This is a genomic window from Streptomyces sp. NPDC054849 (assembly GCF_053610945.1).
This window is the reverse complement of sequence record NZ_JBSGZI010000041.1, coordinates 1-14,052: the sequence shown is the minus strand read 5'-3', so window position 1 is coordinate 14,052 and position 14,052 is coordinate 1. Positions and strand designations below refer to the sequence as shown.

The window sequence follows — 14,052 nt, the reverse complement described above, 5'->3', positions numbered from 1 at the left end:
GGTGAGGCGGCGAGGGTGCACTGGGCGGCGGCGTGCCGGTCCGCGTCTCGTCGGGCCGTCGGCGCCGTCGGCGCTGGTCGTAGGCTGTGGGGCCGGGCGAGGCAGTGATCTCGGAGGACGCCCAGAGGTATCCGGCACCGCTGAGGCGGCCGGCATCCGGCTTGCGCGTCCGGCCGCGCAGCACGGTCCTGTGCCGAAGTCCGGCCGGTTCCGTACGCTGGCTGCATGCGCATGCGCCCCACCCTGAGCTGGACGCCTCCTGAGGACCTTCGGCCCGGCACCACCGATCCGGAGCCGGTCGCCGATGCGCTGAGGGCCGGCGGCGTACTGGTCATCAGCGGGGCGGGCATCTCCACGGAGTCGGGCATCCCCGACTACCGGGGTGAGGGCGGGAGCCTGCGTCGGCACACCCCGATGACCTACCAGGAATTCACCGCCGGCGCTCAGGCCCGGCGCCGGTACTGGGCGCGCAGTCACCTCGGCTGGCGCACCTTCGGCCGCGCCAGGCCCAATGCCGGGCACCGGGCTGTGACAGCGTTCGGGCGGCACGGCCTGCTTTCGGGCGTGATCACCCAGAACGTCGACGGCCTGCACCAGGCCGCCGGCAGCGAGGACGTGGTGGAGCTCCACGGAAGCCTGGACCGGGTCGCCTGCCTTTCCTGCGGCGCCTTCACCGCGCGCCGTGAACTCGCCCGGCGGCTGGAGGAGGCCAACGCGGGCTTCGAACCGGTGGCCGCCCAACTGAACCCGGACGGTGACGCCGACCTCACCGACGAACAGGTCGGGGACTTCACCGTGGTGCCCTGCTCGGAGTGCGGCGGCATCCTCAAACCGGACGTGGTGTTCTTCGGTGAAGCCGTTCCGCCGCGACGGGTCGCGCGCTGCCGCGAACTGGTCGGCGAGGCCACCTCACTTCTGGTCCTGGGCTCCTCGCTGACGGTGATGTCCGGCCTTCGGTTCGTCCGCCAGGCAGCTCAGGCGGGGAAGCCCGTATTGATCGTCAACCGGGACCCGACCCGGGGCGACCAGCACGCCGTCACCCGGGTCGCGCTCCCCCTGGGGACAACCCTCACCACCCTGGCCGACCGGCTGAACATCCCCGTCGGCCAGTCGGCGGCCTGAACCAGTCGCGAAGGTGCCCGCCCGGCGTCAGCCGCTCCGGACCGGACCGGGGCGCGGGCGCGGCGCCGGCATGCAGGTACTCCGGCAAGGGGAGGGCGCGATTGATAGGTTGCCCGCCATGACCGAACTCGGAGCTGCCGCCTGGCCGCCCGCCCCGATAAGGACCACGCGGCTCGTGCTCCGCGAGTCCGAGGCCCGGGACCGTGCGGCGTTCATCGAGCTGTTCGCATCCCCAGAGGTGGGCATCTACATCGGTGGTCCTCGACCGCGGGATGCGCTCGAACGCGCGGTGCCCGAGGTGCCCGGACGGCGCCCTGGTTTTTTCGTGATCGATCGCGACGGAACGATGATCGGCATGATCACGCTCGATCGGCGCGAGGCAGAGCGTAGGGGTCACGTCCGTCCCGATGCCGGGGAGGCCGAGCTCGGTTACATGTTCCTGCCGGAGGCGTGGGGATGTGGGTACGCCGCCGAGGCGTGCGCAGCGGTACTCGGCTGGTTCGTCGACGCGTATCCCGGCGAGCCGGTGGTGCTCTGCACCCAGACCGCCAACGACCGCGCGATGCGCCTCGCGGCGAAGCTGGGGTTCACCGAGGTGGAGCGGTTCGAGGAGTACGGCGCCGAGCAGTGGTTCGGTGTGTGGTCCTCGGTCGCGCCGTCCGGTTGAGCTCGGCGGCCCTCGGTCGTCCATGTCTGCTCCGCGGTCCGCCCTCGGCCGACAGGCGGCGCGCCTAGCGGGGAGCGGAGCTCGACGGCGGTGAGGATGTCGTGACGCCTCCCCGCGCGGTGGACGGACTCGCCGAGGGCATGCCCGCGCCCGACGGCTTCGGCGAGGCCGGCGCAGACCGGGTCGCCGAGGCGCCGGGCGGCGACGACGCGACCGGGGATCCCGACGCGTCGACGCCCGGGGTCGGCCTCGCCGACCCGGGAGGCCGCGGCGCGGGTGACGTCGGGGATTGCGGGGACGGGCCCGGCGCCGTGATCCTCGGCGGGGTGGCGGGCGGTACCGGGCGGGGCGCCGGATCCGGAGCCAGCAGCAGGTAGCCGATCGCGGCCGCAGCCGCCGCCAGGCCGGCCGCCAGAGGCACCGCGAAACGCCGCAGCCTTTCCACGGGCAGCCGTCCCGCCTGCGGTCCCGGCGGGTTCGCGGGGCGCAGCCGGCGGACGTCGATGCTGTCCGCACGCGCCTCGAGGGCCTGCCGCAGCCGGCGCTCTACGGGGCGCTCGGCGAGGCGGGCGGCAAGGCGTTCGCCGTCACGCGTCATATCCGTCCCTCCAGAATCCGTTCCAAGGCGTCCAGGCCGCGGCTCGCGCTGGACTTCACCGCTCCCCGGCTGATCCCGAGGGTGTGCGCGATCTCCGCCTCGCTGAGGTCGGCCCAGTACCGCAACACCAGAACCTGCCTCCGGCGCGGCGTCAGCCGGCCGAGCGCGGCGAGCACCTCGCGGTGCGCCTCGTCCAGGACCACGTGGTCCTCGGCGGACGGTACGTCGGCCACCGCGGGCGGGGTCCAGGCCCGGACGGTGCGCCTGCGGCGCAGGACGGAGCGCGAGGTGTTGACCACCGCGGTGCGCAGATAGCCCAGCGCGTTGTCGACCTCGGTGATCTGCTCGCCGTGGCGCCGGTACAGCGCGGTGAAGGCGTCCTGGACCACGTCCTCGGCGGTGGCGAGGTCGTCGACGAGCAGCACCGCCAGCCGGACCATCCGCAGCCGGTGTGCGTGGTAGAGCTCCGTGACGGTGGGCGGCCGCGGGCCGTCCTGGCCGGTGTGGGCGGTGTGGTCGTACGGGGATGAGGTGCCGTACGGGTCCGCGTACGAGGACGCGTACGAGGCCCGGGCCGACCGCCGGGACGGACGCGGGGCTGCACGCTCTCGGCACAGCAACGACCACAGGCCCCGCCACGCCCGGCCGAAGCCGGGCGTGAGGGGGCCGACGGGTGGTGCGAGGTGGAGCACAGGATTCCTCAGTGGTTCGCGCGGCGCCGCACGGCGTACAGGGCTCCGGCTCCGGCGAGGATCAGGCCGGTGGCGCCCGCCCCCAGGGCCATGGTGGTCGCCGAGGAGCCAGTATGCGCGAGCTCGGACCCGGCGGGGGCGGCGGCGGGGTCGGACGGGGAGGCGCTGGGCCGCGAGTCGCCCCCCGGAGCCGTCGCGGACACGCTGGGAGCTGCGCTCGGGGCGGCGCTCGGAGCGCCCGGAGCGCTCGGAGCGGCACTGGGGGCCGCGCTCTTCGCGTCCGATCCCGCGCTCGGCTGGGTGCTGACCGACGGCACGGGCCGGGGACCGCCCGTGGTGGGAGTGGCACCGGCCGGCACGCTGACCGCCGGGGCGGGCGCGGCCGAGCTGCCGCTCGCCGCGGAGGCGGGCCCGGCGAGGGCCGCCACCACCCCGGCGGCGGCAAAGGTGACGGCCGCCCGGCGGATGGCCAGGGGGACGCGCTTCAGGTTCTTCACGGTGGTTCTCCACGGTCGGGTCGAGGACGCGGGACTGCGCCCTTCACCCCCGCACGACGCGCGACCCCGCGGGAGGTTGCCGCCCTTCCGGAAAAACTTTCCGCCCGGTGCCGGGCAGCCCGTCCAGTGCCGTGCCCAGGAGGGCGACTCCCTCCTCGATCTCGCTCGCCGAGCCCGCCGCATAACCGAGGATCAGGCCGGGCGGGCCGGGTCTGATGCGGTGCCAGGACAGCGGATGGGCCTTGACTCCCAGAGCCAGGGCCGCCGTCGCCAGCGCCGCGTCGTCGAAGCCGGCGCCGTCGAAGGTGACCGTCAGGTGCAGGCCGGCCGCCGCGCCGTGGACCCGTGCCCCCGGCAGCCGGTCGGCGACGGCCCCGAGCATGACGTCGCGGCGGCGGCGGTGGCGGCGCCGGACGAAGCGCAGGTGCCGCTCCAGCTCGCCCGACTCCATCAGCCGGGCGAGGACCAGCTGGGCGAGGACCGGGTTGCCGAGGTCGGCGTAGCGCTTGGCGGCGGTCACGGCGTCGCGCAGGTGCGGCGGGACCAGCAGCCAGCCGAGGCGCAGAGCGGGGGCGAGGAGTTTGGAGACGCTCCCGGCGTAGCAGACGCCCTCGGGCAGCAGGGCGCGCAGCGCGGGGACGGGGGCCCGGTCGTAGCGGTGCTCGGCGTCGTAGTCGTCCTCGATGACCAGTCCCCCGGCGGCCGCCCAGCCGAGCAGGTCGCGGCGGCGCTCGCCGTCGAGGACGACGCCGGTCGGGAACTGGTGCGCCGGGGTGAGCAGGACGGCCCCGGCCCCGCTCGCCCGGAGTTCCGACACGTCCAGCCCGGCCTCGTCCACCCGTACGGGCACCGTCTCCAGCCGCGCGTACTCCAGCTGCTGCCGGGTCCCGAGCGAACCGGGATCCTCCACCGCGACCCGGTGCACGCCCTGCTCGCGCAGGACGTGCGCCAGCAGGCCGAGGGCCTGCGCGACGCCCGCGACGATCACCACCTCGTCGGGATCGGCGCGGATCCCCCGGTTCCGGGCGAGCCAGCCGACGACCGCCTCCCGCAGCGCGGGCGTGCCCTGCGGATTGCCGTAGCCGAAGTCGGCCGGGGTGAGCGCGGCGAGCACCCGGCGCTCGGCCTGCAGCCAGGCCGTGCGCGGGAAGGCGGTCAGGTCGGGCAGCCCGGGTGAGAGGTCGATTCGGCACGGCACGGCGCGCAGGGCGTCCACGAGACCGCCGCGCTCGGACGGGGCCGCGGGCGCGGCCACCGGTGGCGGGGCGGCGACGACCACGGTGCCGCCGCGACCGCGGCCGGAGACCTGACCGGTCTCCGCCAGCCGCTGGTAGGCCTCGGTGACCAGGCCCCGGGAGACCCGCAGGTCGGCGGCGAGGACGCGGCTGGCCGGGAGCCGGCTGCCGACGGGCAGCGTGCCGTCGGCGATGGCGGCGCGGAGCCGGGCGGCCAGCCATTCGGTGCGGCCGCCCGGCGGGGCCTGGCCGAGGTCGAGCTGGAGGAAGTCCGAGCCGCTCAAGCCTTCGGACCCGGTTTTGGACCCCTTGACGGCGCCTTCATTGGACCTGCTCATGGGGCCATTGTGCCGCCAGACTGGAACTCATGCAGACACAATCCACTGCCTTCCGGGATCTGGCCCCGGGTATCGCCGGGATGGCGCTGGTCGGCAGCAGCGTCACCGTCTCCCGCGCACTCGCCGACGCCCCGCTGTTCGCCCCCCAGGCCGTCCGCTACGCGGTCGCCGCCCTGCTGCTGCTCGCCCTCGCCCGGGCCGCCGGGGTGCCGGTCCTGCGGCCGCGCGGCCGGGAGTGGCTGTGGCTGGCCGGGATCGCGGCGACCGGGCTGGTGCTGTTCAACGTGGCGGTCGTCCGCGGGGTCGCGCATGCCGAACCGGCCGTCATCGCCGTGGCGGTGGCCTCCGTACCGATTGTGCTGGGACTGATGGGCCCCTTCCTGGAGGGACGGCGGCCCAGCCGCCAGGTGCTGCTGGCGGCTCCGGTGGTGGTGGCCGGGGCGATGCTGGTCGAGGGGACCGGCCGGACGGACGCGGCCGGGGTGGCCTGGGCGGCCCTCGCCCTGGCCTGCGAGGCCGCGTTCACCCTGCTCGCCGTGCCGGTGCTGCGCCGGCACGGCCCGTGGGGGGTGTCCGTACACGCGGTGTGGCTGGGGGCTCTGATGCTGGCGGGGCTCACGGTCGTCTTCGAGAGCCCGGCCGATCTGGCATCGCTCGGACCGGCCCAGTGGGCGGCGACCGGCTACCTCGCCGTGATGGTGACGGCGGTGGCGTTCCTCCTCTGGTACCGCACGGTGGCCGCGGTGGGCGCGGGCCGTGCCGGGCTGCTCACCGGGGTCGCGCCCCTGGCCGCGGCCGGTGCGGGGATCCTGACGGGCAGCGGGGTCCCGGGGCCCGCCGTGTGGCTGGGCCTGCTGGTGGTGATCGCAGGGCTGGCGGCCGGTCTGCGTCCGGGCCGCGGCCCCGGGACGCCCGTGCGCACGCCCCGTACCGACCGGGCGGCCGCATCCCCTTGAGGTGCCGGTCCGCCTCGGGGCGGGCACGCTCGGGGCGATCCGCGGGCGCGCTCGGGGCGATCCGCGAGCGCGGTCCGAGCGACCGGACCGGGGCCGGACCGCGTACCGGCTACGGGCGCCGCCGCGCGTAGCAGAAGAGGTGCTCCTCGGGGCCCGCCAGGGGCGCGGCGGGCTGGAAGGGCGCGAGGTGGTGGTGCAAGACCTCCAGGCCGAGGTCGGCGAGGCGGGCCAGGTGGTCCTCCGTGGAGAGGCTGCTGACGGTGACCTCGTGACCCATCCATTCGATGTCCAGGCCCCGGATGTCCCCCGGCACCGTGGCCATGACGAAGTACCCGCCGGGCGCGACCCAGGACGCCATGCGGTCCAGTGCCCGCGCGACGTCCGGCTGGTCCATCACCAGGAGAGGGAAGAAGGCGCACACCGCGTCGAACCCTCCCGTTTCGGGTGTGTACGTGCGCACGTCGGCCTGTTCGAAGCGCGCCTGCGGTACCCGTGTGCGGGCCAGGGCGACCATGGCCGCCGAGACGTCGATGCCGGTCACGGCGCAGCCGGCCCGGACCAGCGCCTCGGCGGTGGGCCGTCCGGTACCGCTCCCCACGTCCAGCACACGCGCTCCGCCGGGAAGCCGGGCGGTGAGCCAGTCAAGGGCCGCGATCTGACCTGGTACCTGCCCGAACACCTCCTCGTAGCGCTCCCCCAGCGCGTCGAACACCTCTGCCGCCGACTTGCGTTGACTCATCGGGCCGTCCCCTTCGTCGCGATGGGTCCACCGTACGGTCGGATTCCCGCCCGCACGGCCCGATCGTCGCGTTCGGCCCGACCGGCGCGTTCGGCGGCCGCCCCGGTAGCAGACCGAAGTGACCTTGTGGACGTGTCAGTCGTAGCTCCCGCCCTCTGCGGCCGGCGGTGGCCGGGGTCGAGGGGTGTCGAGCGGTCAGGCGGAGGCGGGGACCAGGACCACGGCCGTCCCGTACGCGCACACCTCGGTTCCGACGTCGGCGGCGTCCGTGACGTCGAAGCGCATCATCAGCACGGCGTTCGCGCCTCGCGCCTTCGCCTGTTCGACGAGCCGGTCCATGGCCTGGTTGCGGGTCTGCACGAGGGTTTTGGTGAGACCCTTCAGCTCGCCACCGATCATCGACTTCAGGCCCGCGCCGATCTGGCTGCCCAGGTGGCGGGAGCGCACGGTGAGGCCGAAGACCTCACCGATGACCTGCTCGACCCGGTAGCCGGGGACGTCGTTGGTCGTCACGACGAGGACGCCGGTCTCGTGCGCGCCGGGCCCGCCGCCGTAGTCATCGATACCCATGGCACCCACTCTCGCCCGGCCCGCCGCGGCCCGCATCCGGGGAGCCGTGCGATCAGTGCATTCGGGCGGCGAGGCCGAACTCGTGGGCCACGAGCACGGCCTGGGCACGGCTGGACGGGGCGGGCACGGCCGCCGCGCTCCCGCAAGACAGATTGGTCATATCGGGCTAAACGGCGGTGAGCCACCGGGGCGAACGGCCCCCTCCTCGTCATAGTCGTGCGTGGCAACCGCCTGGTTGCCACCCCGCGCCGCGCGCCGCGGCAGGGCGGACGTCTTCGTAGAGGAGCCGGCTCATGCTGAAGCCCACCAGAACCACCCTCGCTCTCGCCGGCGGAAGCCTGGTTCTCGGTCTGGTCGGAGCAGCGGGCGCCGCGGTCGCGGACGAGGATCCGAAGGACCAGCGGCCGCCGCGGGAGATCATCGTCGGCGGGCCCGCGAACGGGCAGACCGGCGGATACCCCTACGACGAGTACGCGATCGGCAAGGTCGTCTCGAAGGGCCCATTGAAGGTCCGCAGCAAGCCGACCACGCAGTCGAGGAGCGTCGGCCACGTCTCTCCGAACAGCAGGGTCGAGATCTACTGCAAGGAGAACGGCGAGAAGGTCGACGGGAACCGCCTCTGGTACCGCCTGGCCGAGAAGTACGACGACGGGGAGAACGACGGCAGGGAGAACGGCGTCGCACGGCCGGACCGCCGGGCGTACGACAAGGAGCGCTGGGTCTCCGCCCGCTACGTCAGGAACCTCACGCACGTGAAGTACTGCCACTGACCCGCTGTCAGTCCGCCGGGCGTACGGTACGCGGCCCCACGCACCGCACGCCGTACGCCCGGACCCGCTCGCGCAGTTCACGGTCGGCCGTGACCACGACACAGCCGCGCTCCGCATAGGCCGCGGCCAGTTCCACGATCAGGTCGTCGCCGCTGCCGGGCGCCGAGTCCACCCGGACACCGGGTACGGACTCGACGCCCCGGGCCGCGCCTTCGACGACGAGCACGATCTCCTCGTCCCCGCCCCGCAGGGCCAGCCGGTCACGCAGCCGCTCAGCCGCGCCCCGCCGGTCGCGCCACCAGCCGTCCGGCACCGAACCGACGACGTTCGCCGCATCGACGATCAGCACGCGCGTCATAGGGACCGCCTCCGCCTTGGGGGGTGTGTCCTGCCGATGATGCCGGGCTCGCGGCGTCCGGTCGCGCGCCTCGCCGCGCGACATCCCCTCGGGTCGTGTCGTCAACGTCCCGTCCGACCGGCGGGGTCCGGCACGCACACTCCTTAGAAGTCGCCGTAGTTGACCTGCCAGGTGGGCAGGCCCATCCGGCGCCAGACCGCGACCACCCGGTCCCGGTCGTCGAGCGACATCCGTACCGCGTAACGGTGGCGCACATGCGCGTCGAACAGCTCCGCCTTCACTACGTCGTCGCGGCGCGTGTCACCCTTCGCGCGCATCCACAGCTCGTCGTACGGCACGTCGTACCTCCTCAGCCAGGACTCGGTCTGCGGACGGTGCTCCTCACTGCGCCCCGACAGCAGCACGATCACGTCGCCGTCGGCACGCCGGAAGGCGTCCAGCGCGTGCCGTACCGACTCGTTGAGCAGATCGAACTCGCAGCGCGAGAAGTCGTACGGTCCCCGGTCACCGGTGATCGCGAGGGTGCCGTCGATGTCGCACATCACCGCCGCCGGCAGCGCCGGGTCGGGGACGTACTCCGTCACGGGCGGCACGGCTATCCCGCCGGACCCGCCGTTCATCCACTCCGACGTCAGCCGCCAGCCTCCCTTGCGCGCCTTCTGGTGCTTCTCGGCCAGGACACGGATGATCTCCTCGCCGACCTGGCGCTCCCGGGCGGCGTCCCGGCGCAGGCACTCCTCCAGCGGGACGTCCGTGAAGTCGTGCACGACGAAGGTCGCGAGACCGCCGACCGCCGCCTTGAGACGCTTGGGGATGTGCTTGGTCAAGTGGGTGTTGTCGACGACCACGTCGAAACCGCCGTCGACCGCCGCGCGGACCGCCGCGTCCTGGACGGCCAGCGCCGTCTGCTCGTGGGCGAAGCTGCGGCCCCGCTCGGGGTCCGGCAGGTCGAGCATCAAGCGCAGGTCGTCCAGATTGACGCGGCGCATGCGCCCGCCGGCCTGGGCCTGCAGAGCGCGTGCGGCCGTCGTCTTGCCCGAGGCCGGCAGGCCCGTCATGACGTGGACGACGGGCAGCGGGGCCTCCTCGGCGGCGGCAACGGCGACGGCGACGGCCGTGGGTGCGGGTGTCTCTTCGGACACGGGTCAGTTCTCCTCGTCGATCGTGAAGGGGTCGGACGTGTCCGGCCGGACGTTGCGCCACACGGCGAGGTCCGTGGTCCGGCCGTCCAGGCGCAGGAACATCGCGGCGCGGATCTCGCGGTCGGGCAGCTCCTTCACCGCGCGGGCGAAGGCGCCCCGGTCGGCGGCCAGGTGGCCGAGTCCCGCGTACGCCTCGTCGATCGCGCGCTCGCGCTGCCCGGCCGCGTCCTCGATCCGGTCGATCACCTCGCGCACCCAGGTGTCGAACTCGTCGGGTACCTGGTTCAGCAGGGCGTCGAGCGGCTTGCCGTCCGAGGCCTCGATCTCGGCGACCGTGCATCCCAGCCCCTGGGCGAGCTGCTTGGCGGGCAGGCCTGCGAACCGCTGGATGCCGTGGGCGCGCCAGATGTCCCGCTCGGTGACCTTGGTGAGCACCCGGTGGAGCCGTACGTACTCGGACAGCTTCGCCTTCGCGCGCACACCGGAGGCGAAGCGCAGCACGAAGCCCTCCGCCTGCGTGCCGGTCGCGGCGACGCCGCCCGGCAGGGTGTTGGACTCGGTGAGCGCGATCAGCTCGTCGATGGGCATGGCGGGCCACACGGTGACGACGGAACCGATCCCCTCCCAGTGGGTGGCGGCCTCGGCGAGCGGGACCTCCGTCCCGTCCACGCCGAAGGCGGCGAGGAGGACGAGGTCCCGGCGGTCTCCGTAGTCGACGACGATGCGGTTCTGCGGGTACAGGATCTCCGCGAGGTACGTGGTGCCCGGGCGCAGGACCGCGGTGTCCCTGCCGTCGAGCCGGCGCTGGGCCCAGGTGGCCTGGGTGCTGATGAAGGAACCCTTGGAGGCGACCCGCCAGCGGTCCGCGTAGTGGAAGACCACCGCGAGGCTCCCGTCGACCTTGTCGTACACCTCGAACGGCTCATCGGGGAGGGCGGGGGCGTACGGCTGCCCCGACTCGTGCTCGCCGACGTTGAAGAATTTCGGCAGCGGCAGCGCGACGATCGCGCCCGTGGTGTCGTCGGCGACGAGGCCGCGGCAGCGCGTGGTGACCTCGTTCCAGACGCGCTCGTACTGGGCCGTCCGCGTGTACGTGTAGATGGACAGCGGCAGTTCTGGGTGCGTCTTGCGGGTCACGTACCCGGCGTCGATCGAGTCCGCCAGCGCCTGTGCGGGCAGCAGGGCATGCAGAGTCAGGGTCTCCTGGCTCATGGGGTCCTCCCGGTTTGAGATGGCTCATTCTCACGTGCGGGAGGGTGTGCCCGGTACTCAATTATGCCTGGTCCGGGCACCTCCCAGGCGGTTGATGTCCGCCGGCCGCAGGATGTGGCCGGGGATCTCCGTACCGGGCGTGGCGACCGCGATCATGGCTCGGCCGAAGGCCTCGGAGGTGATGACGAGGTTCGGCGCGACCCGCCGCAGCAGCGGGATCAGGGGTGCGGTGACCGCGTAGAGCAGGCGGTAGAGCCGGGTCCTGGAGGGCACGCCGCGCACCGGCTGGACGATCCCGGGGCGGAACATGTAGGCCCGGAAGGGCAGTTCCAGCAGGTCGTTCTCGGTCTTCCCCTTGACCCGGGCCCACATGGAACGGCCCTTCTCCGTGCTGTCCGTGCCCTCGCCGGAGACGTAGACGAAGGTCATGGCGGGGTTGGCGGCTGCCAGCGGCCGGGCCACGGCGAGGGTCAGGTCATGGGTGATGCGCCGGTACTCCTCCTCCTTCATGCCGACGGAGGAGACACCGAGGCAGAAGAAGCAGGCGTCGTACGAGGCCGGGTCGAGCCCCGCGGCGGTCAGGTCGGACGGGTCGTCCTGAACGCGCTCGTGCAGCTTGGGGTGGCTGACGCCGAGCGGGGTGCGTCCGACGGCCAGGACGCGCTCGACGGAATCGTCGCGCAGGCATTCGCGCAGGACGCCCCGGCCGAGCATGCCGGTCGCCCCGAAGAGGATGACGTTCACGGCACGCAGCCTAGGCCCTGTCCGGGGCGGTACAGGGCGATCACCGGGCTCATCGCCGCAGGCGGGACTCGGATTCGAGACGCCGTTCGAGGGCGTGGCTGTTCCCGTGCGGACGCCTTAGTGCGAGACGCAGAGCTCGTTGCCCTGCGGATCGGCGAGCGTCGTCCACGTGGAGGGGCCCTGGCTTCCCTCGTGGAGGTGCTTGGCGCCCTTGGCGACGAGGCGCTCGACCAGTGCCTGCGGGTCGTCGGAGCCGGTACGGACGTCCAGGTGGACCCGGTTCTTGACCGTTTTGGGGTCGAGGACGAGCTGGAAGAGGATGCGGGGCGCGCCCTCGAGACCCTCCGGATGACGGATCGCGGCGCCCACTTTCCAGACGAGGACGCCACGGTGGGTCGTGGTGTCGGCCTCACTCGCATGGCCGGCTTCGACCAAACCCCGGATGAACTGCTCGTCGCTCGGCTCCACCTCCCACCCGAGGGCGTCGGCCCACCAGTCGGCGAGCGGGTGCGGGTCGGCCGAGTCGATCGTCACCTGGAACGTGTATGCCATGCCGGGACCCTACTGAGGAGCCGCGGCGGCCGCCACAGGAACCACCGCGTAGTGGGAGCCCACGGCCGGCTGCCCGGTGTGGTTGGGGCCGGCGGCCGGGTCTGCGCCGAGGTAGCGGAAGGGCAGCCGGACCGCGCGCGGGCCGTCGAGGGAGACCCGGTGGTGCCGTGCGCTGTGGCGGAACCCGGCTGCGCGCAGCGCCGCCACGGCCGCCCGCCCCGCGGGGCCGCCGTCGGCCCGGCGGAGCGATTCGGGGTCGAGGTGTGCGAGCAGCAGGCCGCCGGGGGCCAGCCAGGAGGCGGCCCGGGCGAGGAGCCCGAGCTGGTCGCCGATGTAGTGCAGGCCGTGGACGCAGGTGATCAGGTCGTATGTCCGGTCCGGGGACCAGTGCGCGACGGAGGCCGTCACCAGTTCCGGCCCGTGGATGTCCGGGGCGGGGGCCGGGGCGGGTACGAGGGGACCCACGAGGTCCACTCCGGTCAGGACGGCTCCGGCGGGCAGCCGGGTCCGGGCCTCGCGCAGGGCGCGGCCTTCGCCGCTGCAGAGGTCGAGCCATGACGGGGTGGTGGAGCGGGCTGTGAGGCGGGCGACGGGGTCGAGGCCGAGTTCGCGGGCGTAGCTGTTGACTCCGGCCAGACCGCGCTCGCGGTTCATCGTGCTGTTCGCGACCACCGAGGTGCGTTCCAGCTCGTGCGCGGGGAGGAGGTGAGACGTCGTCATCGGTCCATTGTCCCGGGGCCGGGCGGGCGGGGTGTGGCGCCAGGGGTCGCACGACGGGCCGCGCGATGGGCGGTGACGTGGGAGGCGATCAGGGCGGCAAAGGTCAGCAGCCAGGCGGCCACGGCGATCCAGAGGAGGAACTCGCCCAGCGGGCGGAGCCAGGCGATGCCGGCCGGGCCCGCCACGGACAGGCAGGCGGTGGCCGTCATGCCGAGCGGGAAGACGGTGGCCCAGCGCCGGATGTCGTAACGCGGCCGGGGGTGGCGCAGTTCGGCGGTGAGGAGGACGACATACCAGACGAGGGACAGGGCAAGGAGCACCAGGGTGACGGTACGCAGGGCGGTGTGCACCGGGCCGGTCCATACGGATGACGCCGTGAGGCCAGAACCGGCCAGGGCCGAGATGGAGAGCGCCCCGCCCGCCACCCAGTGGTCGCCCGCACCGCCCACCACCTCACGGAGGTCGAAGCGGAGGAGGGCCGCCACGTAGAGCACCAGGCCGAGGCAGAAGGCGGCCAACGCCGCTCGGGCCGGCCAGTCCTGACGGCAGGTCGCGGCGAGGACCGCCGCGAGGACGGCGAGCCCCTGGGTGGCCACACAGCCGAGAAACGCCGCTCCCGGCATGCGCTGCCGCCAGTGCCGTAGGACGTTGAACAGCAGCGCGGGCCAGATCGCCGCGGCCAGCGCGAGCAGGACGACGGCCGCGGTCTGCCACCCCAGCAGCGAGAGCCGGGTCCCGACGACGGTGGTGGCGGCGACGGCCGTCAACGCGGCCGGTGTGTCGGCCTCGGCGCGGAAGCGCCCCCGGTCGCCGAGCAGCCGGGCGGTGAAATCGGCGGCGAGTACGAGCCACAGCACCCCGGCGACACCCAGCGCGACCACGGAAGCCACCTCGTGCCCGGTCATGGTGAGGGCGACGGAGAGGATGCCGGCGGCCATGACGGCGGCTCCCGCCGCCGGCGGGAGTCCGGCCCACCAGCCGCGACCAGGAAGGATGCTCACCGCTCCAGCGGACCCCACGGCTCCGCGGGCCGCCAGCGGACAGGGCCGACCGGCGCTCCGACGCGCTGCGCAGGCGCACCGCGCAAACCTCTTGCACGCAGGATCAACGGAGCGTGTGCGCACTGCACATGAAGGGCTG

At 73.6% G+C, this 14,052-nt stretch carries 17 protein-coding genes; 5 read left to right on the top strand and 12 right to left on the bottom strand.

Going from position 1 to position 14,052, the window contains the following annotated elements; all coding sequences use genetic code 11:
• The first annotated feature begins 225 nt into the window (after positions 1 to 225).
• The 3 genes from ACWGIF_RS19415 (at position 226) to ACWGIF_RS19405 (ending at position 2,166) form a co-directional block, all read left to right on the top strand.
• The gene (locus ACWGIF_RS19415) at positions 226 to 1,122 is read left to right on the top strand and encodes an NAD-dependent protein deacetylase (RefSeq protein WP_453498901.1); all 897 of its coding nucleotides are present in this window, start codon (positions 226 to 228) and stop codon (positions 1,120 to 1,122) included.
• A 118-nt stretch (positions 1,123 to 1,240) separates the two neighbouring features.
• Positions 1,241 to 1,789 carry a GNAT family N-acetyltransferase gene (locus ACWGIF_RS19410; RefSeq protein WP_453498987.1) on the top strand — a complete coding sequence of 183 codons (549 nt, stop codon included), beginning with the start codon at positions 1,241 to 1,243 and terminating at the stop codon, positions 1,787 to 1,789.
• Between the two features lie 101 nt (positions 1,790 to 1,890).
• On the top strand, positions 1,891 to 2,166 hold the full coding sequence (locus tag ACWGIF_RS19405) for a hypothetical protein (protein ID WP_453498899.1): 276 nt from the start codon (positions 1,891 to 1,893) through the stop codon (positions 2,164 to 2,166).
• 217 nt (positions 2,167 to 2,383) lie between these two features.
• Here the strand turns inward: ACWGIF_RS19405 and ACWGIF_RS19400 are convergent, their stop codons facing one another.
• Genes ACWGIF_RS19400 through pdxR form a run of 3 tightly spaced genes read right to left on the bottom strand, consistent with a single transcriptional unit; the run spans position 2,384 to position 5,149 of the window.
• Positions 2,384 to 3,079, bottom strand: a complete 696-nt coding sequence (locus ACWGIF_RS19400; RefSeq protein ID WP_453498897.1) for an RNA polymerase sigma factor — start codon at positions 3,077 to 3,079, stop codon at positions 2,384 to 2,386.
• An 8-nt stretch (positions 3,080 to 3,087) separates the two neighbouring features.
• Positions 3,088 to 3,576, bottom strand: a complete 489-nt coding sequence (locus ACWGIF_RS19395; protein ID WP_453498895.1) for an LPXTG cell wall anchor domain-containing protein — start codon at positions 3,574 to 3,576, stop codon at positions 3,088 to 3,090.
• 43 nt (positions 3,577 to 3,619) lie between these two features.
• Entirely contained in the window at positions 3,620 to 5,149 is a 1,530-nt protein-coding gene (gene pdxR / locus ACWGIF_RS19390; RefSeq protein WP_453498893.1) for a MocR-like pyridoxine biosynthesis transcription factor PdxR, read from the bottom strand.
• Between the two features lie 29 nt (positions 5,150 to 5,178).
• Between pdxR and ACWGIF_RS19385 the strand changes: the two genes are divergently transcribed.
• The gene (locus tag ACWGIF_RS19385; protein WP_453498891.1) at positions 5,179 to 6,105 is read left to right on the top strand and encodes a DMT family transporter; all 927 of its coding nucleotides are present in this window, start codon (positions 5,179 to 5,181) and stop codon (positions 6,103 to 6,105) included.
• Between the two features lie 109 nt (positions 6,106 to 6,214).
• Here the strand turns inward: ACWGIF_RS19385 and ACWGIF_RS19380 are convergent, their stop codons facing one another.
• Positions 6,215 to 6,844, bottom strand: a complete 630-nt coding sequence (locus tag ACWGIF_RS19380) for a class I SAM-dependent methyltransferase (RefSeq protein ID WP_453498889.1) — start codon at positions 6,842 to 6,844, stop codon at positions 6,215 to 6,217.
• Positions 6,845 to 7,039: 195 nt separating this feature from the next.
• Entirely contained in the window at positions 7,040 to 7,414 is a 375-nt protein-coding gene (locus ACWGIF_RS19375) for a YbjQ family protein (RefSeq protein WP_374777748.1), read from the bottom strand.
• Between the two features lie 293 nt (positions 7,415 to 7,707).
• On the opposite strand from ACWGIF_RS19375, the gene ACWGIF_RS19370 reads away from it, so the two are divergent.
• Positions 7,708 to 8,184, top strand: coding sequence for an SH3 domain-containing protein (locus ACWGIF_RS19370; RefSeq protein WP_453498887.1), 477 nt, complete (start codon positions 7,708 to 7,710; stop codon positions 8,182 to 8,184).
• A gap of 7 nt (positions 8,185 to 8,191) precedes the next feature.
• Here the strand turns inward: ACWGIF_RS19370 and ACWGIF_RS19365 are convergent, their stop codons facing one another.
• The 7 genes from ACWGIF_RS19365 to ACWGIF_RS19335 form a co-directional block, all read right to left on the bottom strand.
• Positions 8,192 to 8,542: an NTP pyrophosphohydrolase gene (locus ACWGIF_RS19365; RefSeq protein WP_453498885.1), complete on the bottom strand. Its 351-nt coding sequence runs from the start codon at positions 8,540 to 8,542 to the stop codon at positions 8,192 to 8,194.
• A 143-nt stretch (positions 8,543 to 8,685) separates the two neighbouring features.
• Positions 8,686 to 9,684: a phosphatase domain-containing protein gene (locus tag ACWGIF_RS19360; RefSeq protein WP_453498883.1), complete on the bottom strand. Its 999-nt coding sequence runs from the start codon at positions 9,682 to 9,684 to the stop codon at positions 8,686 to 8,688.
• Positions 9,685 to 9,687: 3 nt separating this feature from the next.
• Entirely contained in the window at positions 9,688 to 10,896 is a 1,209-nt protein-coding gene (locus ACWGIF_RS19355) for an RNA ligase (protein ID WP_453498881.1), read from the bottom strand.
• Between the two features lie 57 nt (positions 10,897 to 10,953).
• Complete coding sequence (locus ACWGIF_RS19350) at positions 10,954 to 11,640, bottom strand: epimerase (RefSeq protein WP_453498879.1); 687 nt, start codon at positions 11,638 to 11,640, stop codon at positions 10,954 to 10,956.
• A gap of 117 nt (positions 11,641 to 11,757) precedes the next feature.
• Positions 11,758 to 12,192, bottom strand: a complete 435-nt coding sequence (locus ACWGIF_RS19345) for a VOC family protein (protein WP_453498877.1) — start codon at positions 12,190 to 12,192, stop codon at positions 11,758 to 11,760.
• Between the two features lie 9 nt (positions 12,193 to 12,201).
• On the bottom strand, positions 12,202 to 12,912 hold the full coding sequence (locus tag ACWGIF_RS19340; protein WP_453498875.1) for a class I SAM-dependent methyltransferase: 711 nt from the start codon (positions 12,910 to 12,912) through the stop codon (positions 12,202 to 12,204).
• A complete protein-coding gene (locus tag ACWGIF_RS19335; RefSeq protein WP_453498873.1) occupies positions 12,909 to 13,913 on the bottom strand; it encodes a tellurite resistance/C4-dicarboxylate transporter family protein in 1,005 nt (334 codons plus the stop codon). The genes ACWGIF_RS19340 and ACWGIF_RS19335 overlap by 4 nt, the downstream gene beginning before the upstream one ends.
• Positions 13,914 to 14,052: the final 139 nt, after the last annotated feature.

Excerpts from the sequence above, each read along its gene's own strand:
- ACWGIF_RS19355 (WP_453498881.1), bottom strand. The coding sequence starts at position 10,896 with ATGAGCCAGGAGACCCTGACTCTGCATGCCCTGCTGCCCGCACAGGCG.
- ACWGIF_RS19345 (WP_453498877.1), bottom strand. The coding sequence starts at position 12,192 with ATGGCATACACGTTCCAGGTGACGATCGACTCGGCCGACCCGCACCCG.
- pdxR (WP_453498893.1), bottom strand. The coding sequence starts at position 5,149 with ATGAGCAGGTCCAATGAAGGCGCCGTCAAGGGGTCCAAAACCGGGTCC.
- ACWGIF_RS19415 (WP_453498901.1), top strand. The coding sequence starts at position 226 with ATGCGCATGCGCCCCACCCTGAGCTGGACGCCTCCTGAGGACCTTCGG.
- ACWGIF_RS19365 (WP_453498885.1), bottom strand. The coding sequence starts at position 8,542 with ATGACGCGCGTGCTGATCGTCGATGCGGCGAACGTCGTCGGTTCGGTG.
- ACWGIF_RS19370 (WP_453498887.1), top strand. The coding sequence starts at position 7,708 with ATGCTGAAGCCCACCAGAACCACCCTCGCTCTCGCCGGCGGAAGCCTG.
- ACWGIF_RS19375 (WP_374777748.1), bottom strand. The coding sequence starts at position 7,414 with ATGGGTATCGATGACTACGGCGGCGGGCCCGGCGCGCACGAGACCGGC.
- ACWGIF_RS19380 (WP_453498889.1), bottom strand. The coding sequence starts at position 6,844 with ATGAGTCAACGCAAGTCGGCGGCAGAGGTGTTCGACGCGCTGGGGGAG.
- ACWGIF_RS19340 (WP_453498875.1), bottom strand. The coding sequence starts at position 12,912 with ATGACGACGTCTCACCTCCTCCCCGCGCACGAGCTGGAACGCACCTCG.
- ACWGIF_RS19410 (WP_453498987.1), top strand. The coding sequence starts at position 1,241 with ATGACCGAACTCGGAGCTGCCGCCTGGCCGCCCGCCCCGATAAGGACC.
- ACWGIF_RS19385 (WP_453498891.1), top strand. The coding sequence starts at position 5,179 with ATGCAGACACAATCCACTGCCTTCCGGGATCTGGCCCCGGGTATCGCC.